Source organism: Chryseobacterium sp. 3008163 (assembly GCF_003669035.1).
Classification (GTDB): domain Bacteria; phylum Bacteroidota; class Bacteroidia; order Flavobacteriales; family Weeksellaceae; genus Chryseobacterium.
Window position 1 is genome coordinate 179,252 of record NZ_CP033070.1, and the last position, 19,261, is coordinate 198,512.

Consider the following 19,261-nt stretch of genomic DNA (forward strand, 5'->3'; position numbering starts at 1 on the left):
AAAATTATAGGGAAAAATTAACTCCAAAATTGAACGTCAGCGGTAACGGGTAACCGAATGCCGGTGTTTCAGGATCTATTCCTGTAAAGCTTTTCGATTTTATAGTCCAAAGATTCTGAACACTTGCATACATCCTGAAATTGGTGATGTGATATTGCTCCATTAAAGATTTCGGGAACGTGTAGCCCAACTGTAAAACCCTCAGCTTCAGATAACTTCCACTTTCTACATAATACGATGAGAATCTGGATTCTGCATTGCTGTCCACTGTAGTAAGTGCAGGAATATCTGAATTGGGATTCTGTGGCGACCACGCATTCAGAAGTCTTGTTCCTTTATTGGAACCTACATCATCCACGCTCCAGAAGTCAGTCTGATATTTTTTTGAATTAATGACATCTACATCGCCGATGCCCTGCCAGAATGTTGAAAGATCAAAGTTTTTATATGAAAAATTGAGATTGACACCATACATAAATCCCGGATTCGGATTACCAATCCACGTTCTATCTTTGTCGTCAATCATTCCATCACCATTTAAATCTGCATAGCGGATTCTTCCCAAGCCTTTACCTGACTGACTTGCAGAATTATCCACCTCTGCCTGAGTTCTGAAAAGTCCGTCGGCAACATAACCGTACATTGAGTTAACCGGGCGTCCCAGGATATTATCCGTGGTTCCGTTTCCACCGTAATTGTTGATAACAGATTGTGGAAGTGCAGTAATTTTGTTACGGTTCATCGAGATGTTCCCTGAAACTTCGTAACGGAAGCCACCTGCGGTTTCATTCTGATAAGACAATGCAATTTCAATCCCTTTATTCTCCATAGATGCACCATTAATCCATCGATCTCCTCCTTCTCCGATCACCCCCAGATAAGGTGGCAATACAAGAATGTCTTTTGTTGCTTTTTTATAAACATCGACACTCCCTGTCAGTTTTTGATTGAAGAATCCGAAATCTAAACCAAGATTCGTCTGCGTGGTCGTTTCCCATCTCAGGTCGTCATTTTTTGTCTGCGTTGCAATAAATCCAGATGGCAGTAAGCCGCTTCCGACACCGGAAATATCGTAAGCCGTACCGTAAGATGTTGCCCACGTTGGGTTTCCTCCCGCATAATTCGCTATATATAATGAATACACCGCCGAATTGCTGATTTCCTGGTTCCCGGTCTGCCCCCAACCTGCTCTTAACCTCAAATCTGAGAAAAACGGAATAAGATTTTCTGCAAAATGTTCTTTATTGATTCTCCATCCAGCTGAAAATGCAGGGAATGTTCCGAAACGGTTATTTTTACCGAACCTTGAAGAGCCATCATAACGCATTGTTGCAGAGAAAAGGTAGCGGTTGTCATAGTCGTAAGAGAATTTTCCGAAGTAGGACAATAGGCTGTAATACGTGGAACTTCCGCCGTTGAAAGCATCTCCGGTTCCCGCATCGGGATACATATAATCCGGTGTTTCTATCAGGAATCCTTCTTTTCTCAACCAAGTATTTTTAAATGTATCCTTATACATTTCCATTCCGCCCAAAACATCAAAATGGTGTTTCCCTGCTTTTGCGGTGTATTGTGCGGTATTTGACCAAGTCCATTTCTCGGTGTCTGACTGGTCAATGTTTACTGCATTGGTTTTGTTTTGCAGGTAACCCGAAACATAGCTTCTTTGCAGCATTCTTTTGTAATAATTGGAAAGATCGATTCCGAAGCTGGATTTTAAGGTTAAATTTTTCACAGGCTGCAATTCAGCATAGACATTTCCGAAGAATCTTTGGTATTGGTAGCCGTTGTCTTTATTGTATTCCAAAAGCCGGACAGGGTTTTGTCTGTCATTCATTCCGCCAACTGGTCCACCCCAGCCGATTCCGTCTACAGTATGAACCGGAATGATAGGCAAAGCACGTAAAGCAGGATCCAAAACGCCTGGATCCATCAGCTCATTGGTTTTATTGAAGGTGAAATTTTCACCAATTTTCAGCTTTCCTTCAAAAAAGTTGTAAGAGGTATTAACACGGGCAGACAATCTTTTGAAATTGGTAAGTTTCACGATTCCATCATTGTCATAATATCCCAGAGAGAAGTAGTAAGAACCCTTGTCTGAAGAACTCGAAGCAGAAACATCCAGTGAATTGGCAACACCAGTCTGCGAAACCTCATCGTACCAGTTGGTGTTGGCTGACTTAATCGTTTTTCCGGCATCCAGATATTCAGGCACGAAACTATTGTACAATGTAGGAATGCCATTCTGAACACCCCAGTCAAAACTGTAGCTCAGATTGTTACTATTCGGGTTCAGCCCGTCATTGATATTGGCCTGCCAAAGTATCTGTCCGAATTGTTTTGCGTTAAGAACCTCTGTTTTCTTTGTATATTGTGAATATGCAGTATAATAATTAAGGTCGATTCTCATCTTCCCTTTTTTTCCTTTTTTGGTGGTTATAATGATAACACCATTGGCAGCTCTGGAACCGTAGATACTTGCTGAAGATGCATCTTTCAGCACCTGCATTGATTCAATATCACTTGGATTAAGCTCGTGCATTCCTGCTTTTGTAGGAACACCATCTATTACGTATAACGGATCTGTATTGTTCAATGTTCCAACCCCACGAATCAGCACTTTTGTATTACTGCCGGAAGGAGATCCGTCGGCTGTGATATTAACACCTGCTACTCTTCCCTGCAAAGATTTGATCGGATTGGGTTCAGCCTGCTTATTCAGATCTTTCATATCCACCACGGAAACCGCACCCGTAATGTCTGCTTTTTTCTGCTTGGTATATCCGGTTACGATGACCTCATCTATACTTTTTATTTTCTCCGCAGCTAAAACGATGTTAAGAATTGTCTTTTCATCCACTACTACTTCACGGGTAGAATAATCCGGATAAGTGAAAATTAAAGTGTTTCCTTTTTGCAGGTCATTGATCTGAAATGCACCGCTACTGTCTGTTGTGGTATTGGCTCCTGTTTCCGAAACGGTTACGATAACCCCGCTCAACGGTTTCTGATTTGAGGAAACTACCTTACCTTTAATTACTTCCTGCGCAAATACATACGAAAAAGGCAGAAGACAAAAGGCGATGGCTATTTTGTATTTCTTCATACTATAGTGTTTTATTTTATATTAATATGATGGGCATTGATGTTGAGTGTACTTCCTTTGGTATCTGTGGATAAGCTTAGTTCCGAAAAGCTTTCATTAGGGAAGAAGATTTCGGTCATTACCTTTTCGCCGTTATTGAAGAAAATTTCGATAGAAGTTTTATCCAATACAATTTTGAGCATTGCATTTTGGTAGCTTTTTGATAATGGCGCTTTGGAAATCCTGTCTGCAAAATTGTTCTTAAAATCGGTTTTCCCGGATTTGGTACGGTCAATAAACAGTTCCTGCTTGTTATTATCAATTCCGAAAATCACCTGTTCTCCCAATGAATTTTTCAAAGCAAAAGTGTAAACTCCTTTGGTCATTTTCTTAAGGTCAACATCTATAACTGCTTTAGAAAGATCTATTTCTCCTTTACTGATGAGCTTTTTATCAGAAACAAGGTTAATTTCTTTTTTAACGGCCTTTCCTTCGTAATTTTTAAGCTGGGAAACAGGAATATTTTTCAGAGTGTAACCTTCTTTTGATCTTTTCAAAATCACTTCACGAGGAATAGTAGAACTTCCTCTCCATTTTTCTGTAGGCACATTCGGTGAATAATCCCAATTTGACATCCATCCGATAATTACTCTTTTATTATCGGGAACATTATCAAAAGAAACACTCGCATAATTATCGCGTCCCCAATCCAGCCAGACTACTTTTTCTTTTTCCAGCTGCTTTGTAAAAACATCATCCATTTTGAAGGTTTTTCCGTCAAAATCTCCTACAAAATACTGTGCGGCAGAACCACCGTTCGGCCCACCTGGATTAATGTTAACGATAAGCACCCATTTTTCTTCACTGGTTCCTTCTACCTTTATCGGGAAAAGATCCGGACATTCCCAAACCCCACCATGTCCCCCGAAATCTTTACCAAATTCCGAAAGGAAGGTCCAGTCTTTCAGGTTTTTTGAGGCATAAAAATGCTGTCTGTCCTGTACCGCCAATCCCATTACCCATTGTTTTCTTTTGGCATCCCAGAAAACTTTCGGATCTCGAAAATCTTTTATTCCTGGATTTTTCAACACAGGATTGTTGCTGTATTTAGTCCAGGTTTTTCCATTATCCAAAGAATAAGCGATTGCCTGAGACTGTGCGTCAATTTCTCCGGCTTTCTCTTTCTTCATATCGTGGTAGGTAAAAATTGCTACCAACGGAACATTTTTTCCATCGCCAAAACCTGATGTATTATCCTTATCCACAACTGCACTTCCTGAGAATATTGCACCCTTTTCATCATAGGCAATTGCAGGAGCCAGTTCTTCCCATTTGATAAGATCTTTGCTGACGGCGTGTCCCCAATGCATCTTACCAAAATCCGGCACACTCTGAAACGGTGTATACTGAAAAAATAAGTGATAAGTTCCGTTGAGATAAAACAGACCGTTCGGGTCATTCATCCAGCCTTTTTGAGGAGTGAAGTGATAGTTGGGCCTGTAAAGCTGTTCTTCAGACGTTTTCGAGCCCGATTGTGCGTTGAGCCCGGAATAAAACGTTGCAGCGATGATTAAAGTTGATATGATTTTCTTCATTATGATTATTTAAGTAGGAAATTTTGAATTATTTAAAAAACACTTTATTCAATTTAAATAGGTGTTCTTCCCGATGATTATATTGATTTGTACATCTATTTCGTCAGTGTTTTGCTTAATTTTTCCAGTGATATACCTTTGGTTTCCGGCATCATAAACATCACGAATAATAATTGGAATACCATTGCAATGGTAAATACCAAAAACACAGTCCCTGCTCCGATGGTAGAAAACAATGTAGGAATCAGTGATGGAATGATCGCTGCCAGAAGCCAGTGTGTGGAACTACCGAAAGCTTGTCCCGATGCTCTAAGATGGTTCGGGAAAATCTCCGAAATAAAGACCCAAATCACCGTTCCCTGACCAATAGCATGAGAAGCAATGAAAAGAAAAAGGAAAATTGGAATCGCCAATCCCGACCAATGGAAATAAAACGCCATAGAAACCAGTCCTAAAGAAATGATATACCCTACAGAACCCCAATACATCAATGTTCTTCTCCCAACTTTATCAATGAGATTGACCCCAACCAAAGTGAAAACCATATTCACAACACCAATTCCGATACTACTGAGAAGTGCTGTTTTCTCGCCCAAACCTGCTTCGCCAAAAATCCTCGGTGCATAATATAGGAATGCGTTAATCCCCGACATCTGATTAAAAAAGGCTACTAGAAAAGCCAGCATCAGCGGAAAACGATATTTTTTCATAAAAATATTTTCCTTTGGCGATTCTGCGTGGTCATCTTCCATCTGCGTGATCAAAGTTTCAGAGTCCTGATCTGGGCTCAGGATTTTCATCACTTTTTTCGCTTCATCTATTCTGGATTGGGAAACCAGCCATCTCGGACTTTCTGGAATGGTGAATACACATAATGTATAAATAGCTGCGGGAATTGCCTGCACACCAAGCATCCAACGCCAGTCATTATCGCCGATACCGCTTAGTAAATAATTTGATAAAAATGCAATCAAAATCCCCAGAACAATATTAAACTGATATAGTGAAACCATTCTTCCACGGTCTTTTGCAGGCGCAATCTCTGAAATATAAGCCGGTGCAGCAATCGTAGAAGCACCAACACCCAAACCACCCATAAACCTGAAAAATGCAAACAGATAAGGATCATTGGAAAGCGCAGTCCCTATTGCAGAAAATGCATATAAAACACCAATAATCAAGAGTGTTTTTTTACGTCCTAATTTATTAGTTGGTATTCCGCCGAAAATGGCGCCTATCACTGTACCCCATAATGCCATTCCCATCACGACCGCTCCGTGAAATGCATCTGAGCTGTTCCAGAGTGTCTGTAATTTTTTGTCTGCGCCGGAAATAACTACAACATCAAACCCGAAAAGAAATCCTGCCAAAGCTGCCGTAATAGACCACATAAGAATTTTATTCATCTGTTAAAAATATTTATTTGTTTGTGGCTAATATATCCCGAGGTAGCAATCCGAGGGTTTAATTATGTAACTAAATATTTCGGCAAGGTTAATTATTTGTTAATTAATTACAATTAACTGAAAATCAATAATTTATTTAAAAATAATTTTATTAAATTTTCATCAGGTTTCAAAAATGTAACATTGTTTTATAAAAATGTTACGTGTATTTTGGTGTTTTAAGATTTAAGAATAATTAATGTTATGAAAATTTTAACCGAAAAACCGGTCAAGGTATATAGTTTTTGGGTCAGGAACTTTTATGAATTATAAATCGTTCCGAAAGATGTTTATTCGTCCGGATGAAGGTGCATTGTTGAGAAAGTGTAATAAAAAAGCAGCAGTTTGACTTGCTGCTGCTAAATATTGTAAAAATATTAGATGTAAAAATTGATTTTATATATAAATTAGAGCTTCAGATTTTGTCACTATACTATTGTATTCAAATATATGCTCATTTGATTTCTTACTTCTTTATCACTCCTTCCCTGCAGACTTTCTAAAAGCATTCGGGGATAAACCAAACTTATTTTTAAAAACGGTGGAGAAATAATTCGGGGAAGAAAAACCGGTTTTGTATGCAATCTCAGAAATTGTCAGTTCGGGATTTTGCAGCATTGATTTGGCTTGTTCAAGACGGAAATTGTTGATATAATCGCTCACATTCACATCAAACATAGCTTTTACCTTTCTATAAAGCTGAATTCTGGAAATATTGAGCAGGTCTGCAAGATTTTCTACTGAAAAATCGGGATTGTCTATATTGGTTTTGATCAAATTATTCAGATTGTTCACAAACGTCTGTTCTATGCTTCCGAACGACTTGCTGTCCACAATTCTGCCGATATTGTTTGTATAATAATAACGTAGTTTCTCACGGTTGTAAAGCAGCGAACGCAACGACTGTATCAGAATCGGGTAACTGAAAGGTTTTGTAAGATAAAGATCAACACCGGATTTCAGCCCTTGCAGGTAAGATTCTTTATTGTCCAGAGCTGTCAGAAGAATGACCGGAATATGTGATGTACGAAGGTCGTTTTTTAGGATTTCACAGATTTCAAAACCATTTTTGTCCGGAAGATTGACGTCACAGACGATGATATCAGGAATTTCGTTCAAAGCCTTATCAATCGCATCCGTACCGTCAGAAACCATCACCTCAAACTCATTCTGAAGTTTTTTGCTTAAAAAGAAAGACAAATCCGAATTATCCTCCACCAAAAGCAGCGAATAACGTTCGCCCTGAGATTCCTGATTTTGGATAATCGTCTCATCTTCCAATCCTGTAAAAACAGCATCTTTTGCCAAACTTTCAGCATCTTCGAGACTGGGTTCTTTTATCATTTGGTCTTCGTTGAAATGCTTGTTTCCCTTATAAAGACTGATCACAAACTCCGTTCCTTGAAAAGAGTTCACTTCTATCTTCCCAAGATGAAGCTCTATAAATTGTCTGCTAAGATGCAACCCAATTCCTGAACTGTTTTTTCTGTTGTTGGAACCCTTGAAATAAGCCTCAAAGACATTAGTGATCTCTTTTTCTGGTATTCCGATTCCATTATCTTTGAAGCTGATGACCGCCTGATTTCCTTTTTCCTGAATAGTGATTTCAATCTTTCCATTGTCCGGCGTAAATTTGAAAGCATTGGACAAAAGGTTGAAATAGACTTTATCCATCAGGTTTCTGTCGATGTAGAGCTCAATGTTTTTATTTTGTGAATGAATTTCAAATTTGATATTTCTTTTCTTAGCTTCATTTTCAAAATCACGAAAAATTGCATAAGTAAAATCGTAAATATTTGTCTTTGAAACTCTTAGATTAAAAGTTTGATTTTCTATTTTTCTAAAATCCAGCAGATTATCTACCAATCGTAATAATCTGTTGGAGTTTTTATTGATCAGCTCCAACTCATATGATGGTTTCGTCCCTTTGGTTTTGCCGAAATCATTCAAAGATTCTAATGAACTGAGAATAAGCGTAATGGGTGTTTTAAATTCGTGAGACAATCCCGTGAAAAAATTAACCCTCGCTTCATTACTGTCTTTCAACTCATTGGCAATGGTTTCTATCTGGTTTCTTTGAATAGTAATTCTCTCATTGGTAAGCGTAAGTTGCTTATTTTTTATCTTGATCGCATAAATAAGGTAAATAGAATAAGCAACCAGGCAAAACATCAATATCAACAATATTACAGACCATCGGAACAATTCTTTTTGCGAAGAATAAAGCTCGATCTGTTTTTTAACCGCCTGTACCTGATTTTCTATAACACCTTGCTGTTCAATGATTTTATCAAACTGATTGCGCATAATTTCCGCATTCATTCGGTCAATGATCGTTGTACTGAGCTTGATGCGTTTCGGAACGGCAACACCGTTATAAATCTTAATCGCAGTCTCGATGGCTTCTGCTCCACCTGTCGGATACAATAAAGTGGCATTCAGCTTTCCATCCAGAACCATTTGTATTCCGCCGTCTTTTGTATTCAATCCGTCAACACCGATAAATTTAATTTGATTTTCCAAACCTGTATTCCGTGCAACCTGCCATGCAGTGGTGGCAAGCTCATCATTAAAAGCAAAAACATACAAACTTTGATTTCCCAAAGAATCCAGCGTTTTCCTGAAAGCATCTGCAGGAAGGCCTTTAAAGGTTTTTATCAGATCTGTGTTGGGATTACTTCTGATGATTCCCTGAAAGCCAAGACTTCTTTCTATGGTTGGAGAAGATTGGTCATCGCCTCTTATTTCGATTACTTTTTTATAGTTTTTGGAATCTGAAAGAATATAATTGGCCGCTTCTTTACCAATCTCCACATTATCTGCGCCGATATAGGTCGTATATTTTTCTGAATTGATCTTCCTGTCGAGCAAAATAACCGGAATATTTTTGGCAGCCGCTTTTTCCACTACAGGAACCAAGGATTCGGGATCAATGGGTGAGATGATAATCACATCCACATTACGATCAATCATTTTTTGTATATCCTGAACCTGCTTATTAACAGAACTTTCTGCTTTCTGGATATTGAGCTCTACTTCAGAATGAAGTGATGCCTGTATCTCCATAGAATGGTTCATTGCCAGCCTCCACGGATGATTTCCCAAGCCCTGAGAAAATCCGATAGTAATTTTGTCTGAATTTTTATGCGTTTTTTTACAAGAAAAAAAACAAGGAAAAACAGAAGGAATAACATCCTGTAGGCTTTAAGAAAACTGAAAAATTTCAAAAATTTTATTGGTAACATATTAACACAATATTAATGAAGATGTTGCACACAGGCAATTTTTAATGATAATATTTTGTATTAAATCTGCTCTATTGTGTTGCCAATTTTCACGATAGTAAAGCTGTTTTATTGCTAATGAAAACATTACGGTATCTTTTGATTCCGGCTAAAGTGATTAAACCGTACATAAAAGATGGATTATTGAAAGAACTTTTGTATTGGTTTGATAATGACAGAATACTTTGTTGAAATTATGAATTGCTAATGGAAAACTCTGAAAATATGATCAAATTAACAGCTATAAAATATTATTGAACAAAATTAAACAAGCTTTAACATAAATCACTATATTTATGTTACCAAACCAGTTCATTTTATTAATATGTACTTTAAATGTATCTTTTTTTTATGTCTTTTGGGACTTTCAGCACTTTTATCGGCCCAGACGGCAGAGCAAATTCGAATCAATATCAGAATTTTTCCGTCTCAGGTTCTGTCGATTACAACTGCAGAAGATTCAAAAAGCAACGATTACTCCCAAACGTCCAACAGTGTAAATTACGGAAATGAATTGACTGCATCTAACCTATACGGGTATCAAATCAAATTGATTAACGCAAAACTGACATCACAAACTGACATCGCTGACATTAAACATACTGAAAATAAAGAAGATTGTTCATTTAATTCAAAGCTTGTCTATTCAAAAACCTCTTCTACAATAAATCAGAAAATCCCCACATCACATCTTTCTCATACTCAAAGGGAAGTCCTTAACAAATGCTTTACATCTGAAACCAATAGAATGCTTGTTTATCTGATCATTACACAATAGCAAATTAAAAATATATTAATTTCCGCTATGTAATAAGTAACAATAATTTAATTTTAAAATTATTAATTTAATTACATAATATTAAAAACATTAATTTATTTAATATTTAACCAAATCAAAAAACCAATTATATTTAATCATATAATATTATGTTTAAATTTATAAAAACGCAAAGAAAAACAAGTTTCATTATTTATTTGTCAATTTTCACAAAAAATAAGTCATTTTTCACAATCTGTATTTCTCTAAGTCATCATACTTTTGCACTCGAAACTTAGAAACAATATAACAATAACTTTAATGAAAAAATTCATTATTACATCAATAGCAATATTAGGTGTAGGAACCCTCAGTGCACAAAACGTTACACTTAACGTAAGATTGAAACCGATCCAGACATTAGTCGTGAACAACGCACAAAAAAATGTAGACCTTAATTACGTTACCAAAGATGATTATGCAAACGGAGTAAGCTCTATGAATGTAGATCACCTAAACATCTTCAGTACCGGTGGTTTTCAGGTAAAAGTGAAAAGTGCTAATTCTGCTTTGCAAAACGGTGGAAAAAACATTCAGGCAAATACAATTCAGATCAAAGCAACAGCTGGTTCTGATGCCGTAAACGGTGCACAATACTCTCAAAACGTACAACTATCTGCTAATGAAACAACTTTAGTATCTTCTTCAAACGGAGGGGTTGATAAGAAAATCAGCATTGAATATAAAGGTGCAGGTGCAAATACTTATCTGGATAACTATATTGCAGGACAAGACCCTACAGTATACACTACTGAACTGACTTACACTATCGTATCTCAATAAGATTCCGGGAAATCTTGATCAATAAAAGAAGTGTTGCAGTTTTTTGCAGCACTTCTCTTTCATTACATACTTCTTCATGAAAAATATATTTCAGCTATTCTGCCTTTTCTTTTTGTATTCATCTTCAATGCAAAAGCACAAACCGGAATATCAGTCTCCCCACCCAGACTTTATTTTGAATCAGGAACCGGCATCAGTAATACCGAAAAAATAACCGTGACTAACGTAAGTGCAAAAAACAGTCTTGATCTTGCAGTAAGTCTCGGCGACTGGGAATATGACTTGAAGGGAGAAAACCAAATGCATCCAGCCAACTCACTTCCGACTTCTTGTGCGGGATGGATTACCATTAAAAAAGAAGATACTTATTTTTCATTAGCACCCGGAGAAAGACGTGATATTGAAATGACTATCACCTCACCTACCCTTCCAAAAGAAAATTTATCAGCTCATACTGCTCTATTGTATGTAAGTCAAATGAATCCCGTTGATGATATTGACAATAAAGGAGCAAATATAAAAGTAAGCATCCGTTCAGGAATTAAAATTTTCCATAAAAAACCGGAAGCAAAAAAGAAAAAAATTGAAATAACAGATTTAAAATTTGATGCAGCAAAAAAAACACTGACCTTAAATTTTGAAAATCAGGCAGAAATATGGGTCGATGGTAAAGTAACCACCGACATTTTGAATACTGGTAATGGTAAGAAAATAACTTTAGATCCTGTAATATTTTACACAATGCCCGGAAATAAAAGAGAAATGGAAATATCGCTTCCAACTCCTCTGGAGAAAGGCAAATACACAGCGTCCGTACTTATAGATTATGGAGATGCAGAAAATTTAGAAATGGGTGAATTAAATTTTAGTTATGAATAGAAAGTTCATCTTTTTAATGATGCTGTTTTTTCTTGGCGGTCAATCATATTCTCAAGTATCATATTCATCCTGGACAAATAGTTATCTTCAAATCAATTCTTATCAGGGAAACACAAATCCTGATGCATATACCATGACTATTGCCGGAAACGGAAATTTCAACATTCCCCATTGGAGATTGTCAGCACGTCTGAAAAGCACCATCACAGCAAATAGCGGATCGTATATTTTCCCTGCCAATAAAATATCTTTTCAACCTGTTTCTTCAACAGGTCAGGCTTATCCCAATCCTATTCCTACGATAGCTGAAATAGGAATTCCTCCCAACACTATTGTAACGGAAGGTGCAAATTTCTTATTAATTCCTCAATCAAATGCCCCATTATATAACCAGCCAAGTCAACCCAACGGATATTATAATTTGCAGATAAAATTCAGCATAATTGTTGCCGGTGGAGCCTATCTTGGAAATTATCCCGCATGGATAACTTTTACAGCTCCAATCGAATTTACCGCTTATGACCAAAACAATATGATCATCGGAAAAATGGATCATCAGTTTCAATTTCAGATCGGCGCACTTACAGGAACACCACCTACAAGCACAGAACTTTCCTTAAAAGTTAATGGAAACGCGAGTAACGGTCTTTTGGAATTTAGCAGTATGCAGGATTATAAAGACGGCAAAAGCGTTACTTATCCGAATGCACTTACAGTAAAAGCGAATACAAATTTTCAGATAACGGTAAAAGCCATCCAAAATAATTTCACATCAGCGAGCGGAAAAACAATTCCAGTCAGCAATGTTCAGATGAATTTATTGCCGACAACGCAAAATGCAGGTTCATCTTTCAATACAGTTTTTCTTAATACAGCTTCACAGATTATTGCAAAAGGCTCTTCAACACAGGGAGCAAATCTTGATTATACAATCAAATATTTCACGAAACCCAATGATGAATATTTCATCAATGCAAAACCTGATGAATATTCTGCGACCTTACAATATGAGATAACTCCCCAATAATGTTATCGGTTCGTAGTCAAAATTTAATAAAAAACTTTGCGAATTGTCTGTTATTGATCTGTTCGCTCTTTTTGTCGGCTCAAAACAAAACGGAAAACATCCTGTTTGACATTCATGAAAAATCATACAATGCAGAATCTAAAATTCTTGACCTGGTGATTATTATAGATAACAACAAGGATGAAAATTTTAAAGGAAAATTAAAAGTATCTACTCCGACAGGATTCAGATCCATTTTAGGACAGGAAATTTTTGTTGATCTACAAAAAAATGAAAAAAGATTTATTTCACTTAAATTCTTTGTTGGAAACAATGCAGATGCAGGAGACGCCCAGATCAATCTTATTTTAACCAACGAGTTTGATCAGAAAATTGGCGAAAAAACAGTCATCCACCAAGTGCAGGAAAGCAGCATTTTACAGATGACTGCCGAAAATCAACAAATCTTCAGAGACAACAACCTTGATTCTTTAAAGATCAGAATAAAAGTTTCCAATAAAGGAAACAGAATGCAGCAAACGACATTGGTTTTTAAAATTCCTGATTACAGTGACAGCAATCATTTTATCGAACAACACGGAACGCTACGCCCACAACAGGATTCTACGTTTACTTTCAGTTTTCTGCCTTCAAAAGAACTTCTAAAACAAAGTAATTTCACGATTAACGTTACAGGATTTAAAGATCCCGATAAGGAATTATTTGGCAACACAAGAATTTCTGTACAAAGTGTTTCGCACACACAAAAGTTTCAGGACGAGCAGCAAAATGGCTTTGCGAGTACAACAAGAAATTCAATCACAACAAGTTACAGAAGAGTCGGAAATGATCTCGATATGTATCAGATTTTAGGAAGTGGCGGTTTTAATGTTGCTTCAGGATATATTTTTATCAACGGAAATATGTTTATGATGAATTCGCAGACTGATCCTATCATCAACAATACATATATTTCTTACCGTCGGGAAAAAAGCGAATTTACACTCGGAAACATCAGTAAACTTCTGGAACTTTCGCTTTTCGGAAGAGGAATAGAATACAGTTTTCTGAATTCCGCAAAAGACAAAAAAATTGAAGTTGGCTTTATCGAGCAGAGCTTCAGCTTATTGGAAAGAAATTCTTTTTTGCAAAACGGATACGGCTTTTATGTGAAAGGAATTCTTAATCCTTACAATTTTTCTCATAATCTGTCATCAATTTATATATTTAAAAATGATCCATACGAGAAAGCAAAACATCATTTATTAGGTACGGAATTCACTCACAACTTCAACAATCTTTGGCAGACCTCATCAAAATTGTATGGAGGAATAAGCATTTATGACCAAAATGGAATTACAAAACCTTCTCTAGCGTTCGAATCTCAATATTCGGGAATTATTAAAAAATTAAATCTCAACGGAAATATTTTCTACAGTTCAGATTATTACCCTGGAAACAGAAGAGGAAGTTTACAGATACAGCAAAACGTTAATTTGATGGTATTCAAAAAGCATTATGCTTTTGCAAATGTTTTTTATTCTAATTATTCTCCTAAGTATTATTTTTACCAGACTCAGCTTTCGTCAGACAATGTAAAAATGGAGGCAGGATTGAATTTTGCTAAAACAGGATCAATCGGGTATTCTTTTGCGTATCAGTATCAATTTGAAAAGTCAAATTCCTACAACAATTTTCTGCCGCAATTTCAAAAAATGATTTATCAATTCAAGCGCATAGAATTGTAGAAAGCACCAATTGGATGAGTGTAAATAAAAAACACTCTGCCATTTTGGCTTTGGATCTTGGTTTTGCACAATATCCCAATGAAGAAGACCAAGAGTTTCAGGGGAAAATAAATTTCAATTACAATTACAGGAGAATAAATTTCACTTCTCAATATCAAATCGGAAGCTATTATTTATCTGAATACGCTTTCTCACAGCTCACAGATAAAAACGAAAAATATAAAAAACTCAACACCTCTGTTTATTATAGCAGCAATGCATTTAAAGAAAAACTAGGCATCACATCCGGACTTTCTTATACAGACGATAATATCTACGGAAAATCGCCTTCAGCTTTTTGTAATCTGAAATGGCATGCAAGAGTATATGATTTTTTTGTGAACTCATCTTTGTACAATTATTCTTCGGCAAATGTGAGAAATAATATTTTCACCATTGAAGCGGGAGTTACCTTAAACTTACAGAAAGCCACTTTAAGTACAAAGAAAAAATCAGACATTTATGCTTTTGCTTTCTATGACAAAAACAACAATAATATATTTGATACAGATGAAGAAACTGCTTCAAATTATCTGATTAATATCAATAATATCGCCTTTAAAACTGATCCTGAAGGAAAAATATTATATAAAAATGTCCCTTTTGGAAAATACCGTTTAAAGCAATCCATTCAGGAAGGATGGTATTATGACGATCAAATGTTGGATATCAGTCAATACAAGCTTGAAATCGCTATTCCACTTCATCAGAACGGAACTGTCGCAGGACACATCAATTATGAATTTGACCATAAAACGGCTGTGGATTTTAACCCAAGAGCCAACGGAATTACACTTAATGTTTTCCGTGATGATATTTTAATTGAAACCGTAAGTACAGATGACAATGGTGAATTTATCTCTTTCTTACCTATCGGAAATTACACCATTTCACTCAATGCAAACTCGCTTCCTCAGAATACTTACTGCGAAACTGAGCGCACTCATTTTTCAGTGAAAGCAGGTGAACTTCACACGCTTCCTGAGTTTGTAATAAAAGTAAAAGAGAAAAAATACATTCGAAGAAATTTGGAAATTAAATGAAACAAAAATATAAAATTCATCTAATTAATGTCTTCACGCAACTCACGTAATACATACGATTTTCGTAAGAGCCGTAAAATTATATCTTTCTAGAAAATGAATAGCGTAGATCAATAACCTCGCTTTTATTTTAGCCACTAAAAAAATCCGACAACATTTACCCACTTATAACATATTCAAATAATAATTGTTTATTATTGCTAAAATAATAAATTTAAAAAAATGATATAGATTATAATTTGCTTAGATTTAATTTCACGGGCGATAATTTATCAGCTTCTATTCGCTGAATAAGAAAAGCTTTACAATAACCTATATCAAGAGAATATCACATCTATCATGCTAAATAAAAACTACTTTCAATTTACCAAACAAATCATTCAAGTAATGATATCATATTGAGAATCCAGATCTGATTTACAATGAAAACACTTACAGTAAAGGATTTATCGCGGCTTTATGACCAAATTATTAAATTCATCAAATAATTAATATTATATTAGCAATTTGTGAAATTAAATATTATTTTTGAAAATTAAAATAACATCTCCCATTTCGATGTATAAAATCACAGATCAACTTAAGAAAATAGGATTCAGCATTAATTTAATTGGTGATATTATCAGACGCAACAATTATAAAAATCAATTCAGCACCTTCGAATATTTCTGCATTTTGATTGCAGAAAACGATTTTGATTTATATGTTTCAGGAGTACTGCACAATGTGAAAGGAGGCAATTCAATCTATATTGGTCCACAGAAAGATATTGAAATTTTTAATGCGTACGGAAAACATATTTATGTAATTGCTTTTTCTGCTGCTTTTTATGACAAGACATCCAAAGACAGTATTTTTTTAAATTCCCAGATATTTTTTAACAGTCATTCTGAAATTTTCATTGCCCCTTATTTTGGCACTAATAAATACAATCAGGTAATTTTGATCGAAAGATTGATGAAGTTTCAGTCAAAGAATGAAAGCCTTTACATTTCAGCAGCTCACAACGCTATTGAAGGATTAATATTAGATGCCTATTTACATTTAGATAATCAAGAGTCAGAAAAAGACGACCGCTTAGATTATGTTTCTTTCGCAAACAGGTTTAGAGTTTTACTGCAACGCGACTTCCGTTCTAATAAAAAAGTTTTACATTACGCCCATGAACTTAATATTTCTGTTAGAAGACTTACCGAAATTACAGAACGTGCTTACGGAAAATCTGCTAAACAACTTATCATTGACAAGGTAAAAACAGAATGCGAAAAGGCAATAAAATTATCAAGCTTTACCATATCTGAAATTGCTTATGACCTTGGTTTCAGTGATGAAGGAAACTTCAGCAACTTTGTTAAAAAACATACAGGTAAAAAACCCTCTGAAATACGTGAATTTACGACTTAGCAAGCACCCCTTTTATCAAAGAAAACTTAAACTTATTTATTGACCAAAGAAAAAACACTACGATAAACTGTTATTGGACTTTCGCTTCAGCAGACCTAATTGTTGCCTGCAGTTATTTTTTCAGAATGTGGTCCTTGTTTTTTTCTTTAAACACCCTATTAAACTTTCAGATTAATACGAGAATAAAAATCAAAAAGAGACACTAAATTGATAGTTGTCTCCTTTTTTGATTTTAATCTCTTTTTTACAAAAATTAAAAATATTCATCAGAATGAGCTTTCCACTATTCACTCACCAACGAATATGGTAACTTTGTTTCATTGACAAAGAATTCCTTAATAATTTTTTCGATACGAAGCCTATCGTAATCAGAAAGATTAGATCCAGATGGCAAGCACAGACCATCATCAAATAATTTTTCTGCAACATTCGTTCCGTAGTACGGCGCATCAACAAACACAGGCTGTAGATGCATAGGTTTCCACAAAGGTCTCGACTCAATATTTTCGTTTAAAAAGGCAAGCCTTAAATCTTCACGGTTTTTTCCCACAATTCTTTCATCAATAATGATTGCTGATAACCAGTGATTGGAATAATAATCGTCGCTCGGTTCAGAAAAAACTTCAACACCTTCAATACCTTTGAAAATATCTATGTAGAAATCATTCATTTTTCTGCGTGCTTCTACCCTGTCTTTTAACACTTCCATCTGTCCCCGACCGATCCCAGCAATAATATTACTCATTCTGTAATTGTAACCGATTTGGGAATGCTGATAATGAGGAGCGTCATCTCTTGCCTGGGTAGATAAGAAAATTGCTTGATCTTTATCTTCCTGAGTATGGCAAACCAACGCACCTCCTCCAGAGGTGGTGATAATTTTATTTCCGTTGAAAGACAGGATACCAAACCGTCCGAACGTTCCGCACGCTTTACCCTTATATGTTGATCCCAATGCTTCAGCAGCATCTTCAATTACGCAAATACTATATTTTTTTGCAATTGCGATGATTTCGTCCATTTTTGCAGGCATGCCATACAAATGAACAACAATGATTGCTTTTGGTTTTTTGCCTTTAGATATTCTGTCTTCAATTGCTATTTCCAAAGCAATCGGGCACATATTCCAAGTATCTTTTTCAGAATCTATAAAAATAGGTGAAGCCCCACAATATGCAATTGGATTGGCAGAAGCTGAAAATGTCATGGACTGACAAATCACTTCTGTACCAGATTCTACTCCACATGCAATTAATGCTAAATGCAAAGCCCCAGTACCAGAAGAGAGAGCAGCCACATTTACCCCACCGCTCAAGAAGTTCTCTAAGTCTTTTTCAAACCCGTTCACATTGGGACCTAATGGAGCTATCCAATTTGCATCAAAAGCTTCTTTTACGTATTTTGTTTCGTTTCCTCCCATGTGTGGCGAAGAGAGCCATATTTTTGAATTCATACTACTATATTACTAAATGATGTGATTTTTATTATTTTTCCAGGATTTCCGACAACTGTAGCACCATCAGGAACATCTCTTATAACTACTGAACCCGCACCTACCGTACACCATTTTCCAATGGTAATTCCTTCAATTATAGAAGCTCCCATACCGATATTTGTACCCAATCCCACAAAAACACCCCCTGCTAAAGCTGCATTCGGCGAAATGTGGGTGAAATCTTCCAAAATACAATCATGGTCGATTGATGCATTGGTATTGACAATACAATGCTTACCAATTTTTACCTCAGAGTTTATTGTCGCCCCAGCCATTACTACAGTCCCTTCTTCAATCTTAACTCTTTTAGAAATTACTGCTTTGGAATGAATTAATTTTTTAAAATTGAGATTCTTGTAATGGGCTGCGATTTTTTTCTTATCCCATTGTTGCCAATAGAAATGATTAATTCAACATTTTTGTTTGGAATTTCATGTAGAATATTATAATCTAAAATTTGTCGCTTAGATATATCAATATCAATAAAAGCATCGATCTTTACATTGACGTCCTCTGCAATCTCTGCAATTACTTTCCCGTGTCCGCCTGCTCCGTATAAAAACATTATTTACTATTTAATTTAAATTAACTATTTCCCTTAAAAACCTCTACCTTAGCTTATTGCGATTGGTTTACGC

Annotated in this window: 14 protein-coding genes; 7 read left to right on the forward strand and 7 right to left on the reverse strand. The window is 35.8% G+C overall.

Annotation, left to right across the window (positions count from 1 at the left end):
• Positions 1-4: 4 nt before the first annotated feature.
• From EAG08_RS00695 to EAG08_RS00710, 4 genes are all read right to left on the reverse strand, one after another.
• Positions 5-3,106, reverse strand: a complete 3,102-nt coding sequence (locus tag EAG08_RS00695; RefSeq protein ID WP_129533801.1) for a SusC/RagA family TonB-linked outer membrane protein — start codon at positions 3,104-3,106, stop codon at positions 5-7.
• An 11-nt stretch (positions 3,107-3,117) separates the two neighbouring features.
• On the reverse strand, positions 3,118-4,680 hold the full coding sequence (locus EAG08_RS00700; protein ID WP_129533802.1) for a glycoside hydrolase family 32 protein: 1,563 nt from the start codon (positions 4,678-4,680) through the stop codon (positions 3,118-3,120).
• A 95-nt stretch (positions 4,681-4,775) separates the two neighbouring features.
• Entirely contained in the window at positions 4,776-6,086 is a 1,311-nt protein-coding gene (locus EAG08_RS00705; RefSeq protein ID WP_129533803.1) for a sugar porter family MFS transporter, read from the reverse strand.
• Positions 6,087-6,602: 516 nt separating this feature from the next.
• Positions 6,603-9,191, reverse strand: coding sequence for a substrate-binding domain-containing protein (locus EAG08_RS00710; protein WP_262696778.1), 2,589 nt, complete (start codon positions 9,189-9,191; stop codon positions 6,603-6,605).
• Between the two features lie 543 nt (positions 9,192-9,734).
• Here EAG08_RS00710 and EAG08_RS00715 point away from each other — a divergent pair.
• From EAG08_RS00715 to EAG08_RS00745, 7 genes are all read left to right on the forward strand, one after another.
• Complete coding sequence (locus tag EAG08_RS00715) at positions 9,735-10,187, forward strand: hypothetical protein (RefSeq protein ID WP_129533805.1); 453 nt, start codon at positions 9,735-9,737, stop codon at positions 10,185-10,187.
• Between the two features lie 300 nt (positions 10,188-10,487).
• Positions 10,488-11,009, forward strand: a complete 522-nt coding sequence (locus tag EAG08_RS00720; protein ID WP_129533806.1) for a hypothetical protein — start codon at positions 10,488-10,490, stop codon at positions 11,007-11,009.
• A 33-nt stretch (positions 11,010-11,042) separates the two neighbouring features.
• Positions 11,043-11,888 (forward strand): molecular chaperone, encoded by an 846-nt coding sequence (locus tag EAG08_RS00725; protein ID WP_228446697.1) that lies wholly within the window; start codon positions 11,043-11,045, stop codon positions 11,886-11,888.
• Positions 11,881-12,915, forward strand: coding sequence for a hypothetical protein (locus tag EAG08_RS00730; protein WP_129533807.1), 1,035 nt, complete (start codon positions 11,881-11,883; stop codon positions 12,913-12,915). The genes EAG08_RS00725 and EAG08_RS00730 overlap by 8 nt, the downstream gene beginning before the upstream one ends.
• 53 nt (positions 12,916-12,968) lie before the next feature.
• A complete protein-coding gene (locus EAG08_RS00735) occupies positions 12,969-14,642 on the forward strand; it encodes a hypothetical protein (RefSeq protein ID WP_129533808.1) in 1,674 nt (557 codons plus the stop codon).
• A gap of 14 nt (positions 14,643-14,656) precedes the next feature.
• Positions 14,657-15,724 (forward strand): hypothetical protein, encoded by a 1,068-nt coding sequence (locus EAG08_RS00740; protein ID WP_129533809.1) that lies wholly within the window; start codon positions 14,657-14,659, stop codon positions 15,722-15,724.
• A gap of 528 nt (positions 15,725-16,252) precedes the next feature.
• The gene (locus EAG08_RS00745) at positions 16,253-17,128 is read left to right on the forward strand and encodes a helix-turn-helix domain-containing protein (protein ID WP_129533810.1); all 876 of its coding nucleotides are present in this window, start codon (positions 16,253-16,255) and stop codon (positions 17,126-17,128) included.
• A 283-nt stretch (positions 17,129-17,411) separates the two neighbouring features.
• Here the strand turns inward: EAG08_RS00745 and EAG08_RS00750 are convergent, their stop codons facing one another.
• From EAG08_RS00750 to EAG08_RS22845, 3 genes are read right to left on the reverse strand one after another with little or no spacing between them, the layout of a single operon-like run.
• Positions 17,412-18,581, reverse strand: a complete 1,170-nt coding sequence (locus EAG08_RS00750; protein WP_129533811.1) for an aminotransferase class I/II-fold pyridoxal phosphate-dependent enzyme — start codon at positions 18,579-18,581, stop codon at positions 17,412-17,414.
• A complete protein-coding gene (locus EAG08_RS00755; protein ID WP_317126339.1) occupies positions 18,578-18,994 on the reverse strand; it encodes a NeuD/PglB/VioB family sugar acetyltransferase in 417 nt (138 codons plus the stop codon). The genes EAG08_RS00750 and EAG08_RS00755 overlap by 4 nt, the downstream gene beginning before the upstream one ends.
• Positions 18,955-19,188, reverse strand: coding sequence for a hypothetical protein (locus tag EAG08_RS22845; protein ID WP_317126296.1), 234 nt, complete (start codon positions 19,186-19,188; stop codon positions 18,955-18,957). The genes EAG08_RS00755 and EAG08_RS22845 overlap by 40 nt, the downstream gene beginning before the upstream one ends.
• Positions 19,189-19,261 lie beyond the last annotated feature (73 nt).